15 protein-coding genes and 1 pseudogene are annotated in these 17,781 nt (G+C 46.8%); 4 read left to right on the top strand and 12 right to left on the bottom strand.

Features of this window, described 5'->3' with window-relative positions; all coding sequences use genetic code 11:
- Nucleotides 1–90: 90 nt before the first annotated feature.
- Entirely contained in the window at nucleotides 91–756 is a 666-nt protein-coding gene (locus MKX68_RS18235; RefSeq protein WP_340913434.1) for a bifunctional 2-keto-4-hydroxyglutarate aldolase/2-keto-3-deoxy-6-phosphogluconate aldolase, read from the bottom strand.
- Nucleotides 757–844: 88 nt separating this feature from the next.
- On the bottom strand, nucleotides 845–1,810 hold the full coding sequence (locus MKX68_RS18230; protein WP_340913432.1) for a sugar kinase: 966 nt from the start codon (nucleotides 1,808–1,810) through the stop codon (nucleotides 845–847).
- Nucleotides 1,811–2,032: 222 nt separating this feature from the next.
- Here MKX68_RS18230 and MKX68_RS18225 point away from each other — a divergent pair, with 222 nt between their 5' ends.
- From MKX68_RS18225 to ilvD, 3 genes and pseudogenes are all read left to right on the top strand, one after another.
- A complete protein-coding gene (locus tag MKX68_RS18225; RefSeq protein ID WP_340913431.1) occupies nucleotides 2,033–3,073 on the top strand; it encodes an acyltransferase family protein in 1,041 nt (346 codons plus the stop codon).
- Between the two features lie 124 nt (nucleotides 3,074–3,197).
- Nucleotides 3,198–3,440 (top strand): annotated as a pseudogene (locus MKX68_RS18220) (KGG domain-containing protein); the annotation flags it as partial.
- 318 nt (nucleotides 3,441–3,758) lie between these two features.
- Nucleotides 3,759–5,444, top strand: coding sequence for a dihydroxy-acid dehydratase (gene ilvD / locus MKX68_RS18215; RefSeq protein ID WP_074096200.1), 1,686 nt, complete (start codon nucleotides 3,759–3,761; stop codon nucleotides 5,442–5,444).
- 84 nt (nucleotides 5,445–5,528) lie between these two features.
- On the opposite strand, the gene MKX68_RS18210 is transcribed toward ilvD, so the two are convergent.
- Nucleotides 5,529–6,932, bottom strand: a complete 1,404-nt coding sequence (locus MKX68_RS18210; RefSeq protein ID WP_339789447.1) for a polysaccharide deacetylase family protein — start codon at nucleotides 6,930–6,932, stop codon at nucleotides 5,529–5,531.
- 174 nt (nucleotides 6,933–7,106) lie between these two features.
- Here MKX68_RS18210 and MKX68_RS18205 point away from each other — a divergent pair, with 174 nt between their 5' ends.
- A complete protein-coding gene (locus tag MKX68_RS18205; protein ID WP_340913429.1) occupies nucleotides 7,107–8,303 on the top strand; it encodes an AI-2E family transporter in 1,197 nt (398 codons plus the stop codon).
- Here the strand turns inward: MKX68_RS18205 and MKX68_RS18200 are convergent.
- The 9 genes from MKX68_RS18200 to MKX68_RS18160 all read right to left on the bottom strand — a co-directional run bounded on the left by MKX68_RS18200 (nucleotide 8,282) and on the right by MKX68_RS18160 (nucleotide 17,576).
- Complete coding sequence (locus MKX68_RS18200) at nucleotides 8,282–10,093, bottom strand: peptidoglycan D,D-transpeptidase FtsI family protein (protein WP_340913428.1); 1,812 nt, start codon at nucleotides 10,091–10,093, stop codon at nucleotides 8,282–8,284. The genes MKX68_RS18205 and MKX68_RS18200 overlap by 22 nt on opposite strands.
- Before the next feature lie 122 nt (nucleotides 10,094–10,215).
- The gene (locus MKX68_RS18195; RefSeq protein WP_340913427.1) at nucleotides 10,216–12,504 is read right to left on the bottom strand and encodes a methyl-accepting chemotaxis protein; all 2,289 of its coding nucleotides are present in this window, start codon (nucleotides 12,502–12,504) and stop codon (nucleotides 10,216–10,218) included.
- A 234-nt stretch (nucleotides 12,505–12,738) separates the two neighbouring features.
- Nucleotides 12,739–14,067, bottom strand: a complete 1,329-nt coding sequence (locus tag MKX68_RS18190; protein ID WP_340913425.1) for a peptidase U32 family protein — start codon at nucleotides 14,065–14,067, stop codon at nucleotides 12,739–12,741.
- A gap of 17 nt (nucleotides 14,068–14,084) precedes the next feature.
- Complete coding sequence (locus MKX68_RS18185) at nucleotides 14,085–15,014, bottom strand: peptidase U32 family protein (protein ID WP_339789434.1); 930 nt, start codon at nucleotides 15,012–15,014, stop codon at nucleotides 14,085–14,087.
- A 15-nt stretch (nucleotides 15,015–15,029) separates the two neighbouring features.
- Nucleotides 15,030–16,070 (bottom strand): endolytic transglycosylase MltG, encoded by a 1,041-nt coding sequence (mltG, locus tag MKX68_RS18180; protein WP_340913424.1) that lies wholly within the window; start codon nucleotides 16,068–16,070, stop codon nucleotides 15,030–15,032.
- A gap of 76 nt (nucleotides 16,071–16,146) precedes the next feature.
- Nucleotides 16,147–16,461 carry a DUF1292 domain-containing protein gene (locus MKX68_RS18175; protein WP_047844066.1) on the bottom strand — a complete coding sequence of 105 codons (315 nt, stop codon included), beginning with the start codon at nucleotides 16,459–16,461 and terminating at the stop codon, nucleotides 16,147–16,149.
- Complete coding sequence (locus MKX68_RS18170; protein ID WP_017686820.1) at nucleotides 16,462–16,761, bottom strand: DUF1292 domain-containing protein; 300 nt, start codon at nucleotides 16,759–16,761, stop codon at nucleotides 16,462–16,464.
- Between the two features lie 12 nt (nucleotides 16,762–16,773).
- On the bottom strand, nucleotides 16,774–17,190 hold the full coding sequence (gene ruvX, locus MKX68_RS18165) for a Holliday junction resolvase RuvX (protein WP_062835871.1): 417 nt from the start codon (nucleotides 17,188–17,190) through the stop codon (nucleotides 16,774–16,776).
- 125 nt (nucleotides 17,191–17,315) lie between these two features.
- Complete coding sequence (locus tag MKX68_RS18160) at nucleotides 17,316–17,576, bottom strand: IreB family regulatory phosphoprotein (protein WP_036616950.1); 261 nt, start codon at nucleotides 17,574–17,576, stop codon at nucleotides 17,316–17,318.
- Nucleotides 17,577–17,781 lie beyond the last annotated feature (205 nt).

The following is a 17,781-nucleotide window of genomic DNA, read 5'->3' as shown; positions in this document are numbered from 1 at the left end:
ATCACCTTTCTTCACTTCCGCAGGTGCCGCGGCTCACAGAATTGGGAGCCTTCGTTAATTCAGGCTCCCTTTCTCCGAATTGAACAAATATTATTCAGCCTTGGCCTTGCGGTAAGCATCCATATATTGTTCCGCTTTGCGACGGACATGACTCAGGTCACCCGTCTTCACAGCTTCCGATGTCAAGTCGGAGCCGATACCAACAGCCACCGCTCCACCCTTGATCCAATCCCCCAGATTAGACAAGGATACCCCGCCAGTTGGCATAAAATTTGCCTGTGGCATAGGGCCCTTCATCGTTTTGATAATTGAAGGATCATACAGATTACCCGGGAACAACTTCACAATGTCCACGCCGAGTTCCAATGCGCGTTGAACATCAGCAATCGTCATCACACCAGGCAGAATCGGAATTCGATACAGGTTGCAGATCTGAACCGTATCCGGGTTCAGGGAAGGTCCGACTACAAACTCGGCACCCGACATGATGGCCGCTCTCGCCGTTTGCGGTTCAAGCACCGTTCCCGCACCAATAATCGCGAACTTCTCTGGATCTTGTGTGTTCCAATGGTATACACGGCTTAATTTTTCAATGGCTTTGAGCGCACTGGGCACTGTCATCGTAATCTCGATAACTTTAATGCCACCCGCAATCGCTTGCTCGGCCATGGCAATGACTTGATCAGCAGAATCTGCACGCAGAACTGCCACAACCCCATTCTCCGTAATCTTTTGCAACAGCTGAAGCTTCTTCATTTCATTCTCTCCCTTGTCAATGTGGTGGTTGTGTATACAAGCCTTACATTTAAGAACGAAGATGAGCCATATATGATTTCAGCAGCGACTAGCGCTCAACATGGGCAACGTTGTTCAGCTTGGCCTCGACCTGCCCCCACGTGGGGAGCGCCTCCCAATCGCCAACAGCCTGTATAACCATGGAACCGGTCAAATTGCCGAGACGGGTTGCTTCCTGCGGGGAGTATCCTTTTAACAACCCCGATAAAAATCCCGCGCAGAATCCATCTCCTGCTCCTACCGTATCCAGAACATAATCCGCCTTAAAGTACGGAACTTCCGTTAGGGTACCATTCGCCAATACGTAGGTCAAATCAGGGCCACCCTTCACGATGCACACAGCATTCATGGCAGATAAACGCTCAAGCACTTTTTGATCATTTTCTTCGTTATATAGAAGTTTCATCTCGTCCAGACCCGGTAAAAAGTAGTCCGCCAGTTCAGCTAAACGCAGTATAACCGGACGAGCCTCATCCGCAGACCATAGTTTGAGACGCAGATTTGGATCAAAGCTTACTTTCACCCCTGCCTGTTTGGCAATATGTATGGCAGCCTCTACCGTTGCAAGTCCGGACGGGCTTATCGCCGCCGTTATACCTGTAACATGTAATATCTTCGCCCCGGCAATATAGTCGTGATCCAGATCATCAGGTGTAATCGCACTTGCAGCAGATAGCTTCCTATAATAATGCACCGAGGCTTTCCCGAAAGCGTTCTCACGAATCATCAAACCAGTAGGCTCGTCATCACTTAACCTTACCCGGGATACATCTACACCTTCACCGCGAATGGCTTTCAGAATCATACTGCCGATCGGATCATTGCCCAAGCGTCCAAACCAACCACTGGTATGCCCCAGGCGGGATACGCCAATAGCCAGATTGCTCTCAGCACCCCCGAAAGACTTGTCCAGTGTGGCTGCATATTCCAGCCCTCTTGTATCCTTGGCGGTCAGCAAACCCATACTCTCCCCAAACGTAATAATTTCCGGGCTTGGATAGGGACTCGTTGACATGATTTCTTCCCTCCTTATATTTACATTCCCTCATCTTCTTTTACTATTGTCATCCTCTATGCAACCGTTGTCAATCCCGTTGCGTTCATTTTGTTGTCACAGCTTTGAGAAAAGATAACGCTTACCAATGTGAATTAAATCACAATAGATAATGTACATCCGTATTACCCTTATTACAGATGCAAATGACCTTGCAACTAGGGTCTATAAGGGGGCTACACCATGAAAAAACAGACACTGATCCGGGATGATCAGGAATCTTTCTTTTACAATCTGCGCTTTATGCTTATCGTCTGTGTCCTTGCTGGTAATGCACTGGAACCACTCATCACACGCTTTGCAGGAGCAGAAGCTCTGTTCCTGTGGATATATACGTTTCACATGCCACTCTTTGTATGGGTAACCGGGTATTTTGCGACACACTCACTTCAAGGTGCCTCTGGGCGAAATGTCCTGAAGCAGATTGCCTTACAATATGTACTGTTTCAGTCCTTATACGCATTAATGGACTTTACCGTCTTCCACACACCCCATATGCGGCTATCCTTCTTTGCACCTTACTTGCTGTTATGGTTTCTCGCGAGTCATTTCTGTTGGCGACTGTTGCTTCGTCTGACGATTTCATGGAAACCGATATATCGGCTGATTGGATCGATTGCGCTCGGTGTAATTGCCGGGTATTTGCCTATCGACGGATTCTGGCTCAGCTTCAGCCGTACGTTTGTGTTCTTGCCTTTCTTTGTTATCGGTTATGACTATGGAGCATCCATTCGTTCTCGTTTATTATCCGGTTGGGGGCGAAGAACTGCAGCCATCCTCTCCGCTGCACTGTTGGTATGGATCGCGTATGGCGGTTTGAATATTTCATCGGGATGGTTACTTGGCAGCATGACATACGCCGAACTGGGCCATCACGAATGGTATGCCGGCATCTTACGACTTGGCGTCTACTTGCTGGAAATCGCATCGGCAGCACTGTTCTTGGCCTGGGTACCTTCCTTGACTTCCACACTGACGGACCTTGGACGACGCACACTCTATGTATTCCTGCTGCATGGTTTTCTTGTTCGTCTCGCGATCTGGTCTGGAGTCTATAGTTATATGGGAAACTCGGCGTATATTCCAGTCATACTTGTCATCGCCGTACTCTTTGCAGTCACACTGGCTCTGCCGGCTGTACGTCACACGTTCAAACCCTTAATTGAACCGGATATATCCCGCTTTTCTTTCAATCGGCATGAGGTGTTTAAACGGTCGGCCTAACGCTCTGACGGATCTCTTGACCATCGATTCCATCCTGGTGTGTTGTTTCAGGCTGGAAATGATGTGGTAAATTAGGGATAACGCGCTACAAAAAACAACTTATTGTTGTAAGGAGTGATTTGTAATGGCACGTCAACCGACGTCAGAACGCAAGATGAGCCGTGAGGAAGCCGGTAGATTAGGTGGTAAAGCCACTTCCAAGAACCATGATCGAAGCTTCTACCAGATGATTGGAAAAAAAGGTGGAGAAGCGACTTCAGATGCCCATGATACTGACTTTTACAAGCAGATTGGTCGCAAGGGCGGCGAAGCAACCTCCGAAACCCATAACAAGGAATTCTATCGTGAGATTGGACGCAAAGGCGGAAGCAACTGATGAATTCCGCTCGCCACATCGAAACATGATCATAGCTTTCCCGCAAATCAAGAAGTCTAATTCCATGAAAATGGTTTGAGGCTTCTTTCTATTGATTGTAGAAATATGACGACGGTTGTGATAGACTCAATAGAAAAACCGGGTGTTCACGGGTTTAAAGCAGCAAAGAATTTCACAAACTACGGGGAGCTCGACACCGGCAAGCCCGATCTTTTTTTTAGAGTACGGATGAAATTAAACGACAGATGCACTGCCATTTACTTTTCCATTCATGTTGCTCAATATTATATATTTGGGGGGAAACACACCATGTCAGCCAAGAAGATGCGTTCCGATATGATCAAAAAAGGTTTTGACCGTGCACCGCACCGGAGTTTGCTCCGCGCAGCGGGCGTTAAAGAAGAGGATTTCGGCAAGCCATTTATTGCCGTATGTAACTCTTACATCGATATCGTGCCCGGCCACGTCCACCTTCAGGAATTCGGTAAAATTGTAAAGGATGCTATTCGTGAAGCCGGTGGCGTTCCATTCGAATTCAACACCATCGGAGTAGATGATGGTATTGCCATGGGACACATTGGTATGCGTTACTCGCTGCCAAGCCGTGACATTATCGCGGATTCCGTGGAAACCGTTGTATCTGCACACTGGTTCGACGGCATGGTATGTATCCCGAACTGCGATAAAATTACACCCGGCATGATGATGGGTGCACTCCGTTGTAATATCCCTACCGTGTTTGTCAGCGGTGGACCGATGAAAGCCGGTCGTGACAGCAATGGTAAAGCTCTGTCCTTGACCTCTGTATTTGAAGGCGTAGGCGCTTATCAAGCGGGTAAAATCGATGACAAGAGCTTGCTTGAACTTGAACAGTTCGGTTGTCCAACATGTGGATCATGCTCCGGTATGTTCACAGCGAACTCCATGAACTGTCTGGCTGAAGCGATGGGACTGGCTATGCCAGGTAACGGAACCATCCTGGCTGTTGCTCCTGAGCGTCGTGAGTTTGTTAAACAATCCGCTAAACAACTGATGGAACTTATTAAAATGGATCTGAAACCACGTGATATCGTTACTGTAGAAGCGATCGATAACGCATTTGCACTGGATATGGCTATGGGTGGATCTACGAATACAGTACTGCACACGCTGGCACTGGCTCATGAAGCAGGTATCGAGTATCCAATCGAACGGATCAATGAAGTAGCTAACCGCGTTCCGCATCTGGCGAAACTTGCACCTGCTTCCGATCTTCACATCGAAGACGTTCACAATGCAGGCGGCGTAAGCGCAGTGCTGAACGAATTGCTCAAGAAACCAGGCGCGATTCATGGTGACTGTATTACAGTAACAGGTAAAACAATCCGTGAGAACGTTGAAGGAAAAGAAATCCAGGATACCAATGTCATCCACCATCTGGATAACCCGCATTCCGAAAAAGGCGGCCTGGCTGTATTGTTTGGTAACCTTGCACCACAAGGAGCTATCATCAAAGTTGGTGCTGTTGATGCTTCGGTTGGTGGATACCACAAAGGTCCTGCCATCTGCTTTGACTCCCAAGAGCAAGCGCTCGAAGGTATTGCTAACGGCAAAGTAAAAGAAGGACATGTTGTTGTTATCCGTTATGAAGGACCAAAAGGCGGACCAGGTATGCCTGAGATGCTGGCTCCTACTTCCCAGATCGTAGGTATGGGTCTTGGTGCCAAAGTTGGTCTGATCACCGATGGACGCTTCTCTGGTGCATCCCGCGGAATCAGTATCGGACATATCTCTCCGGAAGCAGCTGAAGGTGGTCCAATCGCCTTTGTTGAAGAAGGGGACATCATCGAGCTGGATCTGAACAACCGTATCATCGAATTGCACATCAGCGACGAGGAGTTTGAACGTCGTCGCGCAGGTTGGAAAGGCTTTGAACCGAAAGTAAAAACCGGTTACCTGGCTCGTTATTCCAAACTGGTTACCAATGCAAGCAACGGTGGCGTACTGAGTATCTAATTCACTAATAAAAAAGGGTTGCTCTTTTGCCAAATCTGGCGAAGGGCAACCCTTTTCTTTTGCTGGTTGGTGTGATCAGTCCGTTTAGTTCCGTTCTGGCAGTATCTCTTGTTCAATTAACAGCGATCCATCTCTCGACTCTTCTACCGTTGCTGCCACCTGCGTCGTATGTTGACCATAACGTTCCAGCAGTACATCCAGCGGCATGGCAATCATCTTGGGTACCAATTGTTCTGTACGCTGTTTCAAACGTTTGGTTCCTGCTGGATGGATCACACTTAAGAGCAGTTTCAGGTATACTTTGGATGCAGCACTGAACGGTCCAGGAGGCAATTCTTGTATGGTAAATCCAAATTTTTCTGGGCCTCTGTTAATCATGCTCACACCGTATATCGCCTTGGCAGAGCGTAACTCAGGTTCGAGTGCCACCATGCGTGCCAAATCCGGCAATTGCTGTTCCATCGTCCGAATCATGCGAATAGCCAAATGCATACTGGAACGCGAAGTCACCCCAAGTTCGAACAACTTCTGATTGTCAAAATGCAGTTCTATCACCGGATCTCCATTTTGAATGACATGGCCATCATTCATCTCCACTCGTGCTCCGTGATATACACGTGATCTGAAGTGCAGCATCGGGTCCTCTGGTGAAGCCGTCCGCAGATGATATACCCAGTGGAACAACTTCTCCCAGTCCAGCCATAAGGCAACAACGATTCGTTTCCATAGCTTCAATGGTGTCTGTAATTGCGTTTTGTTCTGAGATTCGCTCACTGTGATACCTCCCATCAACGTATCAACGCGTACACTTTGCAGCCCAAGTCGTTCAGCTTCCTGCAAGACGACTTCCAGCGCCTGAAGCATCTGCTCCGGCGCGTGTGCATCTGCACCAAGGGTCGTTCCTCGATCATGCAGCAGCATGACCTCTCCACCTCTCAGTTCCTTCAGCATCCGTTCGGTCAATCTCTCGGCACCTATTCGGCTTCTCCAGTCTTCAAACATGGAAGACCACAGTACGATCTTACGTTCTTTCTTGCTGAAAAAATCAAACAGATTCATAATCCCCCACGGTGGACGATAATAACAAGTCTTCACGCCGGTTACTTCATGGATAATCTGACCTGTTCGCTGAATCTGATCACGAACGGTACGCGGCCGCATGAGCCAGTTCGTCTTGTGAATATAATTATGAATGCCAATAAGATGACCTTCGTCATGTATGCGCTGAATGAGTTCAGGATGACTCGCGGCATGTTCTCCAACGACAAAAAATGTTGCTTTTGCTTGATGCTGACGAAGCAGATCGAGCAGTCTCGGCGTATAATGTGGATCTGGCCCATCGTCAAACGTTAATGCAAATTGTGTATCACTTCTTCCCCGTCGAAATACACGAAAACCAAAAAGCCTGCTAATCAAACTTGGAATAAAGGCGTAAAAAGATGAAAGATACAATAACCACAGTAAAATACTATGAAGTATCGTTGTCATGATGCAAGCTCCCCACTTCTCATGCTGAATTACGGTGCACAAGGGCACTATCTAAAATAAACCGCCTTTAATTTTATCATAGTTCATACTTTTCTTAAATCCTGTTTTCCCAAAAAGATAGCTATCGTGTACAATAAATACAATCTAATTATTGCCATCAAAGGAGCCATGTCCATGCTACCGCTTTACAAAAAATACGGGCGCACTGTCTTTGATATCGCGCTGCTCGTATTAACCGTGTATGTGATCATGTACGGTTTTAGTCAATTATACCAAGTGGCTGCACCGGTCTTTCTATCATTCATTGTGTATTGGATGATTGAACCGCTGGCCAAATTTTTACATCGCAAAGGATTGCCCAAGACACTTGGAGCCGCCATCTCCGTCTTGTTGTTTCTTGCATTAATTGTCGCTGCCTTTTTTGGTGTAGGTTTAATTATCATTTCACAAATTTCCAATCTTCAAGATAATTTCCCTGTATACATTGAAATGATACAGCGTGAATTCACCAATCTGGTGTTATTCATTCAGGACAAGTCAGACGCTCTTCCTGATGGAGTTATGGAAAAAGCGAATGATTATTTCGCAACACTGACCGGGTTCCTGTCCAAATGGGTAACTAGCGGAGCACAATTCGTTGTAGGTTTCCTCAGTTCATTCTCTTCGTTTATTACGAACTTCGGAATTGCGATTATTCTGGCATTTTTCCTCAGTATCGAGATTGAATCCTGGCGCAAGTTCGCCCGTGCGAAAACGCCCAAAACATTAAAGTTAGCTATTGAATTCATGCGTAGTCACGTGTTCAAGACCATTCGCTCGTATCTGAAGGCACAGATGATCATGATGCTCATTACGTTTGTATTGATTTATGCAGGTTTGTTGATTTTGGGAACCTCTAACGCCTTTACCATTGCAGCAGTCTGTGCGGTTTTTGATCTGGTACCATTGCTTGGCGTTCCTGTTGTATTTATTCCATGGATCGTCTACTTATTCATTATTGGCAATAGTAGCCTGGCGATTGGCCTGATTGTGATTCTGGCAGTAACGATGCTGACACGGCAGTTGCTGGAACCAAAAATATCGGGTAACTCGATTGGTGTATCTTCGGCGTACTTGATGCTTTCGTTTATGCTGATCTCCCTTTCGATCTTTGGCCTGGCTGGTGTAGTGTTATCTCCAGTGCTTCTGATCCTTCTGAAAGAACTGTTACAACAAGGGTACCTGCAACAGTGGATTCACCTGCCAAAAGATGAATTTGAGTCCTCTCCATTGGTCATGGACCCACCCGTTAATAAGGCCTCAGCGAATTCTGCCGAGTCTACTGTACAACGTCCCGTTCCTGCGAAGGATCATGAGGACTCCGCCAAATAGTCCATCACCTTCCTGAAGAGAGCCGTCGCCTGATGTTGGCTTTCAGGAGAGACATTTTGGACAAGAACAGCTACAGCATATTTAGGTTGTTCTACAGGTCCATAACCAATGAACCATTGATTGTTTCGCTTCTCCCCATGTTTCTGTACCTGAGCTGTACCTGATTTCCCTGCAACATGCCACCGTGCACGCTGCAGGGATTTTCCTGTTCCCTCACGGACTACCTTATTCATCCAGGATAAGAGCTTATGTGCAGTTGCGGGAGCAATCTGTCCTGCTACTGAAGACGAATCATGCAAGGGCATCTCCAGGATGGTGCCACCATCCGCATATCGGATACGTTCAACGAGACGTGGGGCGCTGACCTTTCCATCATGTAACAGTGTCACGATCAGATTGGCGGCTTGCAGCGGTGTGACCAAGACATCTCGCTGACCGATTGCTGTCTGTATCTTCGCACCTTCATCAGCAGAAGAAACAGCCTCTGTTCGCACACGCCCGTGATCCTCATGATCAAAGTGTCGTAACACGGGCATCCCAGCCATCTGTTTCCCCTCCCAACCTACAGGACGCGCCAGTCCCAGACGATCTGCCGTATTCTCAAGTTGCTCCATACTAAGCCTGCGCGCCGTTTCCGCAAATACGATGTTGCAGGACTCTGCGAACCCTTGCTCCAGATTCAGGTTTCCATGACCATGCTCCTTCCAGCAGGACAGCCCGTATCTTCCGTACTCACCACCACAATGGAATTCTTCTCCGTTAGAAACCGCCTGATACTCCAAAGCGGCAGCGGCAGTGACAATTTTGAAAATGGAACCCGGTACGGCTCCCTGTACTGCACGATTCCCCCATGCCGATTGCTTGGGGTCTACATGCTGTGGCTGATAGAAAGGGCGGGAAATCATGGCGCGAACATCTGCGTTAGCGGCATCTAACACAACCACGGCCCCTTCTTGTAATCCAGATTCTTGCGTCAACTGCTCCAACCCACGCTGTAACTCAGCATCGACTGTGGTTTCTACACGTAAAGGATAATGACTATTGGCCGGTGCAATGACGTGCGGCTGAATATCAGGAATAGTCTCTCCACCACCCGAGACCATACGTGATACAAGCGTAGGGCCAATTCCCCTCAACAGGGGTTCAAGTGTCCTCTCCAGTCCCGCTGCCCCTGATTTCATGGCAAATGGCTGTTTTACTTCATCCTGATGCCCAGTTAGAACTTTGGAGGACTCAGGCTGTTCAGCCAGATAACCCATCCACTGCATCCCTGTATGCCCCAGAAGATACCTTGTCATCATCGGATAGATGCCAGCTCCTTGCAGGTGCAAACTACGTAGGCGCTCCACCTGAGCAGCGTTCAAATGAACAGGCTGATCTGTACCTGCTGTCCAGAAATGAGGTGCGCTTTCCTGATTCCATTCCTTCTTCAATTGATCCAAATCGGTATGTAATATAGCTGCCAACTGTATTATCTCGGAGCCTTCTAATGCCCCTTGCTTGCGTAATTTCTCTAATGGACTTGCCTGTGGAAAAAGAACCAGTCCCCATTGCAGTTTACCGGTCAACGCCTCACCCTTGTAATCCGTAAATTGTCCCCGCCCTGAGTCAAGCATCACCCCGCGTTCACGCTGCAATACAGACATTTCCCGTACCGTTCGATGAAATCCAGGCATCGTCTGATTCACCTGAACGATCTGGATCCATCCCAATCGCAATATAAGCAATCCAAAGACAAGAGTTAGAAGAATACAAGTAATATAGATTCGCCGTTTCGCAAGGAGATGCATCCCAATCTCACCTTTTGTCGTTTTGACATATTATTGCTGATATGGCTTGGAATTATCCGGTAAACAAAAAGAAAACCTGTCCCATGTGCGGGACAGGTTCTCCTCATTTCAACCTTGGCTTGTTACACCGTAAAGCGTGACAAGGTTTCTTTCAGTTCAGTAGACACATTCTCCAGTTTGCCAGACAGATTTACCAGCTGGTTACTGATATTTTGCTGTTCACTGCTCAAGGAAGCTACTTCTTGGGACGTTGCAGAAGATTCTTCAGCTACAGCGCTGACATTGCTCATGGCTTCAGACAACGTACCTTGAGATTTGTTTAAATCTCCAATAGAACCTGTCACCATGCCCAGACGTTCCACAAATGCACCCATCTGTTCCTGTACGGAAGCAAAGATGACGTTGGTGTCTTTAACCGCATCCATCTGTTCCTTGAATAACGGATAAGCTGCCGACAAAGCATCCACGGTTTCATTCATTTCAGTCATGATTTTGTCTGTAATCTCTCCAACCATCTCAATAGATTGTCTGGATTGAGCCGCGAGCTGACGAACCTCATCAGCCACCACCATGAATCCGCGACCGGCTGCACCGGCACGTGCTGCTTCAATGGTTGCATTCAGGGAAAGGATATTTGTCTGTTTCGTAATGTTTTGCAGCACTTCAAGCACTTTCAGAACAGAAGACGTACTCTCTTTCAGCGAATCAACCTTATTCACCAGTGCACCAATCATTTCTTCTGTCTTCTGCGTTTTGGTCATCAACTGATTCAGATGTTGCGTTCCTGTCTGACTGGACATCTCTACATGACGCGCAGAATCACCCATCTGTTCATTCGCAGCGATTACACTCTGCATCTGACGAGAGATATTGTCAGTTAATTCATTGCCACGTTCCGCTTCGGTTGCCAAACTGCCTGCACCGCCTGCGATCTCTTCTGTAGCTACGGCAATCTCCGAAGCAGATACAGCCGTTTTCTTGGATGCACTGCTCAGCTCAGAGGCCGTATCCAATACTTCCTGCGCAGAACGATTGGTTTGTTCAACCAGCTTTGTGATCTGCTCCATCATCAGATTGAAGGCGGATGAGAGCTGACCGATTTCATCCTGGGAGCTATATGGTGTACGAACTTTAAGATTACCTTTCGCACCTTCCTGCATCAGGTCTTTTAATTTGCCGAGTGGACGAGCGATCATACGCACCATCCAGATCCCGATCAATACTGCAATCCCCGCATCAATCAGCGCCATCCACAGGGTCAGGGTCAGAATGCCTTTTGCATCCTGAACCAAAACAGAGGTAGGTATCATACCAACCAGTTTCCAATTGGATGTGTCCATCGTACTGTATACAGCCAACATTTCCGTAGATTTGCCATCTACCGTATACTCCGTATTCGTGCTACCTGCTGGTTCGGTCAACTCTTTGACAAATGCAAGCTCTGTATCTTGTCCCGTACGATCCGAGATGGAGGATGCAACCACTTTATTATCGGGAGCAATCAGTTGAAGAACAGCTCCTGAACCCAGATCAAGCGATTTCAATTGTTCCTCCAGAACTTCCAGTTTCAGTTCAATAACCAGAACATACGACTGGGTCGTTCCCTGCAGGTTTTTCATTGAACGTGCGATTTTAAACGTTGGCGTTGAGCCATCTTCCTTGACCTCTGTTGGAAGCCAGCGATAACCGCCCGCCTCAATCAACTCACTATACCATGCTTCCTGGCGAATATTGCCCATGGATGAACTGTTGCTACCTGTACCCATAATGGACTTTGTATCGTCCGTAGGTACCAAATAAATCGCTTCCATAGATTTATTTGTAAATGCAACATTGGACAGTTGCTTGTTGATTGAACTTGAGTTTATGAATGTATCATACGCAGTCAAATTCGTATCTGACATTTTTTGAAGCAAGGACTGCATTTCCGGATCAAAGAAAATCTGTGTGGATGTATCCACAAACCGCTCCAAAATGATGTCCATTTTTTGTTTGGTCTGATCAATTGTCTCCTGATTGGCCCGAGATGCATTCTTCTCTATCGTACCCTTGGCTTTTGAATAGGATAATAGACCCAAACTCACTACAAAAATCATAATTCCCGCAAAAAAGATCAAGAACAGTTTAACCCCTACGGATTTAACCGGATTTGCCTTCTTAATCTGTTGGAAAGAAGACCCTCCAAGGTTTTTCCAATCCCGGTTTTTTAATTGTTTCTTCACCCAATCAGTCTTGATCCAGCCCAGCTTGAGCTTGCTGCGGTCAATCTTAAACATTTTTTTGCCACTGCCTGTTGTTTTGCTTTTGACTACTTTTTCTTTCTTCACTTTCTGAACCTTCTCAGGATTAACCTGCTCGGCTTTTGTCACTTGCTCCCCACTGTCGTTCTGCTTCTTTTGAACCAATCCCATTCACCTGCCAGTAATTTACTTGTTGGATTTTTCTTTCTCTCCCCTATAAATATGTAGTATTCGACAGCTTTCTTCGTTCCCCTTTCACTTTCCAGAAATATTTTACAACTTTATTCCTATTTTTCTATAAAAAAAAGACCCCCATCTGCCGATAAACGGAGGTCCCCAAGTAAATTTCATAACACTATTTTGTTAAATCATAATACAATATTGACACATTATAGGTATTTGAGCCTACTTCTTTTTTCTCATCATATCGAAGTAAGAAACAGGTTGATCTACCTTCATTTTAATCAGTTGCAACGGGTGACGAGCAGCATCTAGAACATTGCCTTCTTCATCCTGTATTTCACCGACGACCTGTTTGAAAAAGTGACCTCCCGGACCGAAAAATTCGATTTCCTGTCCTGGTTTGAAATGATTGCGCTGTTGAATGGTTGCCATTCCTGTTTCAGCATCATACCCCATGACCAATCCAGCGAAGTCAAAAGGCACAGCCTTTTCTTCCGGTTCATAGATATGATCTTCATGGTCTGGTGTGTCATAGAAAAATCCGGTATTCAGCGGGCGATTCGCCGCTTTGTTCATTTCTTCAACCCATTCAGGTTTCAAAAAATAATTTTCCGGGTCCGCCATATAGGCGTCAATGGCTTGACGGTATACGTTAACCACAGTTGCCACGTAGTGGATCGATTTCATACGTCCTTCGATCTTGAAACTGTCCACACCCACATCAATCAACTCGGGAATATGGCCAATCATGCACAGATCCTTAGATCCCATGGAGAATGAATTATCCTGTTCCTGGAACAGAGGAAGCTGGTTCTCACCCAGTTTGAATGGCGCAGGTGCCTTCATCTGCATGTCCTCTTCGCTTACCCACACCGTATCTTCTCTCGCATCCTCGAACAGATCATACTTCCAACGGCAAGACTGGCAACAGCCACCCCGGTTGGAGTCCCGATCCGTAAAATGGTTGGAGAGCACACAACGTCCGGAATACGAAGAACACATCGCCCCGTGAATAAAGGCTTCAATTTCGATATCCACATTGGCCTTGATTTCTTCAATCTCTTCAAAGCTGGTCTCACGTCCGAGAACAACACGTGGAAGTCCTTCATCTTTCCAGAACTTCACGGCTTGCCAGTTAAGTGTGGATTGTTGAGTACTCAGATGTACCTCAAGGCCCGGCACAGCACGAAGGGCAACCTCAATAATAGCCGGATCAGCTACGATGATCGCAGAGATTCCCGCATTATAGAGGTTTTGCAGATATGTTTCGATCCCCTCAACATCCTCATTATGTGCATAGATGTTTGTCGCTACGAACACTTTGGCTCCATACTTTTTGGCAAACTCCACACCTTCACGCATCTCTTCAAAGCTGAAATTATCCGCGTTGGAACGTAGTCCATAGGCCTGTCCACCGATATATACGGCATCTGCACCGTAATGGATTGCAAATTTCAGTTTTTCCAGATTACCCGCCGGAGCTAGCAGCTCCGGTTTGTCCAGACGGTTACGTTTACCCGAGAACTTCCGCTGTACCGCCACTGTTTCCATTCTGTTCACCTCGTCTATTAATACACTTGTTCTTTATAGAAAAATCCAAACGACAATTCACGTTCAGGGTCCTGTAACTTCCGCACCTCATCTAGCCACTCTTCAGAGAACGCATATGCATCAGCATCGGCTACATAACTGTCAATCGCTGTCCGATATGCACGTACAACAGCTTCATTGTAGGTAAGCGATTTTAACATACCCTCAATTTTGAAACTGTGCACACCCGCCTCCATCAACAGATGAAGATCTTCGAGGATACATATATCCTCTGAGCTCATAATGTGTGTACCGTTAATATCCTCGTAGATCGGGAATTTCTCATCCCGACGTTCAGCCTCGATCAGGAACAATCCCCGCTCTTTGCCCAGATGTCCCTCAACCGGCCGCCCTTGATGAGCCATATAACTTTGCACCAGACTGCGCTTGGAATGATAAATATTCGTCATGCCATGCACCTGAACCTGAGCTTCCACCTTCAGAAAAGGAACCATTTCCGTCAACTCGTCCATATTCAGCTCTCGGGCAAGTACAACGCGACTCGCTCCCTTGGTTCCCCAATAGTTGGCCGTCGCATAGTTCGTTGAAGTCATCTCCGCATTCCAGTGCAGCTTCACATGTGGTGCGTATTCCTTCATGGTAGCCAGCACGGATGGATCATTAAACTCCACACCATCAATACCGATTCTGCCAAGTGCTTGAACATATTCAGGCAATTCTTTTAACAGTTCGTTGGACATCAGATTAGTCATGGATACATACACACGCGCCTGATGTTTGGCTGCAATGGCAACCACCTCTGCTGTCTCTTCCACGCTAAAGCTGCCTGGAAGACGCATGCCGAATCGATCATCTCCGATAACCAGAGCATCTGCTCCAGCCTGGAGCAGCACTTCTGCCTCTTTCACATTCGCTGCTGTAACGAGCAGTTCATGTTTCTTACTCATATAAATCCCCTCCGCTTATTGCGCAGCCTTACTTTTGGCTATATTTTGCTGGTGTTCCTTATACGTTTTGGCAAATAGATGTCCGGATGACCCGTCCTTTTTCGTCACATAGAACAGATACTCCGAAGCTTCCGGATTTAGCGCTGCTTCAATGGACGGAAGACTTGGACTGGCAATTGGACCTGGTGGCAAGCCTTTATTCAGATACGTATTATACGGACTTTTCACCTTAAGATCTTTGTAAAACAATCGTTCCTTTGGCCTATCGAGCAGATATTGCACGGTAGCATCAATCTCCAGCTTCATATCCTGATTGATCCGATTGTAGATTACACCTGCAACCAGAGCACGCTCCTCGTCCACTACAACTTCTTTCTCCACGAGTGACGCAATCGTCAGCAGTTCATGCAGGGAAAGGTTCTTTTCCTGAAGCTTGGCTTCCAAATCAGGTATGGAATTGATCTTGGTCTGGAATTCTTCCAGCATCCGCTGCATCACATCATGCGTGGAACTTCCCTTTTTCAGTTCATACGTCTCCGGGAACAGATACCCTTCCAATACATAGCGAAGTTCTTCATCCACTGGAATATCTTTGATAATATCTACATCGAAGGCCGAAGGATCATTGGCCAGCTTGATGAATTCATCCCGATCTACAACATGCTCATAAGAAAGCTTACCCGCCATTTGCAAAACGTTATAACCCTCCGGAATCGTAAATTTCACCATTTCCTCAGGTACAACTTCACCACTACTCAGCTTGCTAACAATCTCATCATATGTCACGCCAGGATTCATAGAATATGTACCCGCCATGAAATTAGACCCTAGTTTCTTCCACTTTAAATACCCTTTAAAGGTTAACCCGCTTCGAATGAGGCCTTCTTCTTGAAGCTGATCCGCGATTTTCGAAGTTCCCGATCCGCTCTTAATCTCGAATACGACCGGTTCTGTAGAAGCTTCCACGGGACGCATCATACTCCATACGTAACCGCCAGCGCCTCCGGCAAGAACTACAATGATAAGCAGTATGACTACAATTGCTTTCCCTTTCAAAAAAGAAACAACTCCTTTACACAACCAAAAAGAGCGGACTTCTCCGCCCTCCCGGTTTCTTCAAATTTGAAGCTGATTAATCTTCGTCAATGGGGAGTGTACACTCATCATACAGCTCCGAGATGTTCTCCCACTCATCATCATCGTCGATCGTAACTAACTCTGGCATGATCTGGTCTTCACTTCCAGGTGATACCCGCAGAAGTTCAACCTCGTCATAAGGTCGCAACGAACTGCGGAGCACCGCGTACTGCTGACCGTTCACTTCGAACTCAGCCAACAAGTCATACGGTTGTGATTTACCGTTCTCTTCCTCGAGCTCAACATGAGCACCGAATGCCAGACGCAGTGAATCTGTCCATTTCAGGTCTTTGCGGCTATATTCCGTCATTTAGTTCGCTTCCTCTTCATCTTCAGCAAGAAATGTATTAAACGTCTCCTCGACGATATCCCATTCGGCATCATCTTGGATAACGAAAAGTTTGATATCGTCGCCCTCTTCTTCATAACGGAATGCATATACATCCGTTTCGCCATCTTCAGGTTCAACCGGAGCAACCATCATGTACTTGGCCTCCGAACCATCTACTTCAAACTTCATGATGACTTCGAATTCCTCTTCATTACCCTCGTCATCCGCAATGTAAATGATTTCCGCTTCTTCTTCCATACCCAGTTGATCTTCAGCCATTGTTGATCCCCCTCACCTTCTACTATTGGCATCCAAATAATTTTGCAAAATCAAGCTTGCGGCCATTTTGTCCACAACCTGCTTGCGTTTTTTCCGACTGACATCCGCTTCGATCAGCGTACGTTCTGCTGCCATGGTTGTCAGCCGTTCATCCCAAAGGTGAACAGGTAAATTCAGTTCATCCCGCAGGCGTTCGGCAAAAGCAATGCATATCTCACCGCGCGGTCCTACGGTGCCGTTCATGTTTTTGGGAAGTCCGACTACGATCTCACTAATCTCATGCTCACGCACAAGTTCGGCAATCCGAGCGAACTCGCCTTCATCACGGCGGCGTTCTAGCACTTCCAATCCCTGGGCAGTCCAACCGAAGGCGTCACTCGCGGCAACTCCGATTCTTCGGTCCCCATAGTCCAAACCTAATATTTTCATCCATGCTCTCCCATCCTGGGGCCTGCTCAGGTCGATTCAACATCGCCTTCTCAAGCTTCAGGCTGTCTTCTGTCGGTTCATTTCCCGCTGCCTGCATAGCTGCAACACAGCGGAAGCGGCGTACATTACCGGTGATTGGCCAGATAGGAACGTACAAGCTCTTCAATCAGCTCATCGCGCTCCTTTTTACGGACCAGACTACGTGCGTTGTTGTGACGAGGAATGTATGCCGGGTCTCCGGAAATCAGATACCCAACAATCTGGTTGATCGGATTATACTCCTTATCGACCAATGCATCATATACCGTGAGAAGAATCTCTTTGGATGATGCTTCCTGTTCGTCACCTTTCACATTAAATTTAACCGTCTTATCCATGGAGTCCATTGATGACACCTCGCTCCTGCATGAACATGGGGACCATGTCCTGCCGAATTGATTTCTGTTTATATAATAACATATTCTGACTGCCACAAGTAAACAAAGGATAAGGCAATTGTGTTTTTTGCTTGTCCTTTACTGGCTTCAGCATATTGCATCAGTCGATTCCACTCGCTCTCAGGTACAAAAGTTGGACGGGAAGAAGCATCCC

It is taken from the genome of Paenibacillus sp. FSL M8-0212 (assembly GCF_038004645.1).
Lineage (GTDB): Bacteria > Bacillota > Bacilli > Paenibacillales > Paenibacillaceae > Paenibacillus.
The sequence above is the reverse complement of the archived record's forward strand: the minus strand, read 5'-3'. Positions and strand labels throughout refer to the sequence as shown.

Excerpts from the sequence above, each read along its gene's own strand:
- MKX68_RS18235 (WP_340913434.1), bottom strand. The coding sequence starts at position 756 with ATGAAGAAGCTTCAGCTGTTGCAAAAGATTACGGAGAATGGGGTTGTG.
- MKX68_RS18230 (WP_340913432.1), bottom strand. The coding sequence starts at position 1,810 with ATGTCAACGAGTCCCTATCCAAGCCCGGAAATTATTACGTTTGGGGAG.
- MKX68_RS18225 (WP_340913431.1), top strand. The coding sequence starts at position 2,033 with ATGAAAAAACAGACACTGATCCGGGATGATCAGGAATCTTTCTTTTAC.
- ilvD (WP_074096200.1), top strand. The coding sequence starts at position 3,759 with ATGTCAGCCAAGAAGATGCGTTCCGATATGATCAAAAAAGGTTTTGAC.
- MKX68_RS18210 (WP_339789447.1), bottom strand. The coding sequence starts at position 6,932 with ATGACAACGATACTTCATAGTATTTTACTGTGGTTATTGTATCTTTCA.
- MKX68_RS18205 (WP_340913429.1), top strand. The coding sequence starts at position 7,107 with ATGCTACCGCTTTACAAAAAATACGGGCGCACTGTCTTTGATATCGCG.
- MKX68_RS18200 (WP_340913428.1), bottom strand. The coding sequence starts at position 10,093 with ATGCATCTCCTTGCGAAACGGCGAATCTATATTACTTGTATTCTTCTA.
- MKX68_RS18195 (WP_340913427.1), bottom strand. The coding sequence starts at position 12,504 with ATGGGATTGGTTCAAAAGAAGCAGAACGACAGTGGGGAGCAAGTGACA.
- MKX68_RS18190 (WP_340913425.1), bottom strand. The coding sequence starts at position 14,067 with ATGGAAACAGTGGCGGTACAGCGGAAGTTCTCGGGTAAACGTAACCGT.
- MKX68_RS18185 (WP_339789434.1), bottom strand. The coding sequence starts at position 15,014 with ATGAGTAAGAAACATGAACTGCTCGTTACAGCAGCGAATGTGAAAGAG.
- MKX68_RS18175 (WP_047844066.1), bottom strand. The coding sequence starts at position 16,461 with ATGACGGAATATAGCCGCAAAGACCTGAAATGGACAGATTCACTGCGT.
- MKX68_RS18170 (WP_017686820.1), bottom strand. The coding sequence starts at position 16,761 with ATGGCTGAAGATCAACTGGGTATGGAAGAAGAAGCGGAAATCATTTAC.
- ruvX (WP_062835871.1), bottom strand. The coding sequence starts at position 17,190 with ATGAAAATATTAGGTTTGGACTATGGGGACCGAAGAATCGGAGTTGCC.
- MKX68_RS18160 (WP_036616950.1), bottom strand. The coding sequence starts at position 17,576 with ATGGACTCCATGGATAAGACGGTTAAATTTAATGTGAAAGGTGACGAA.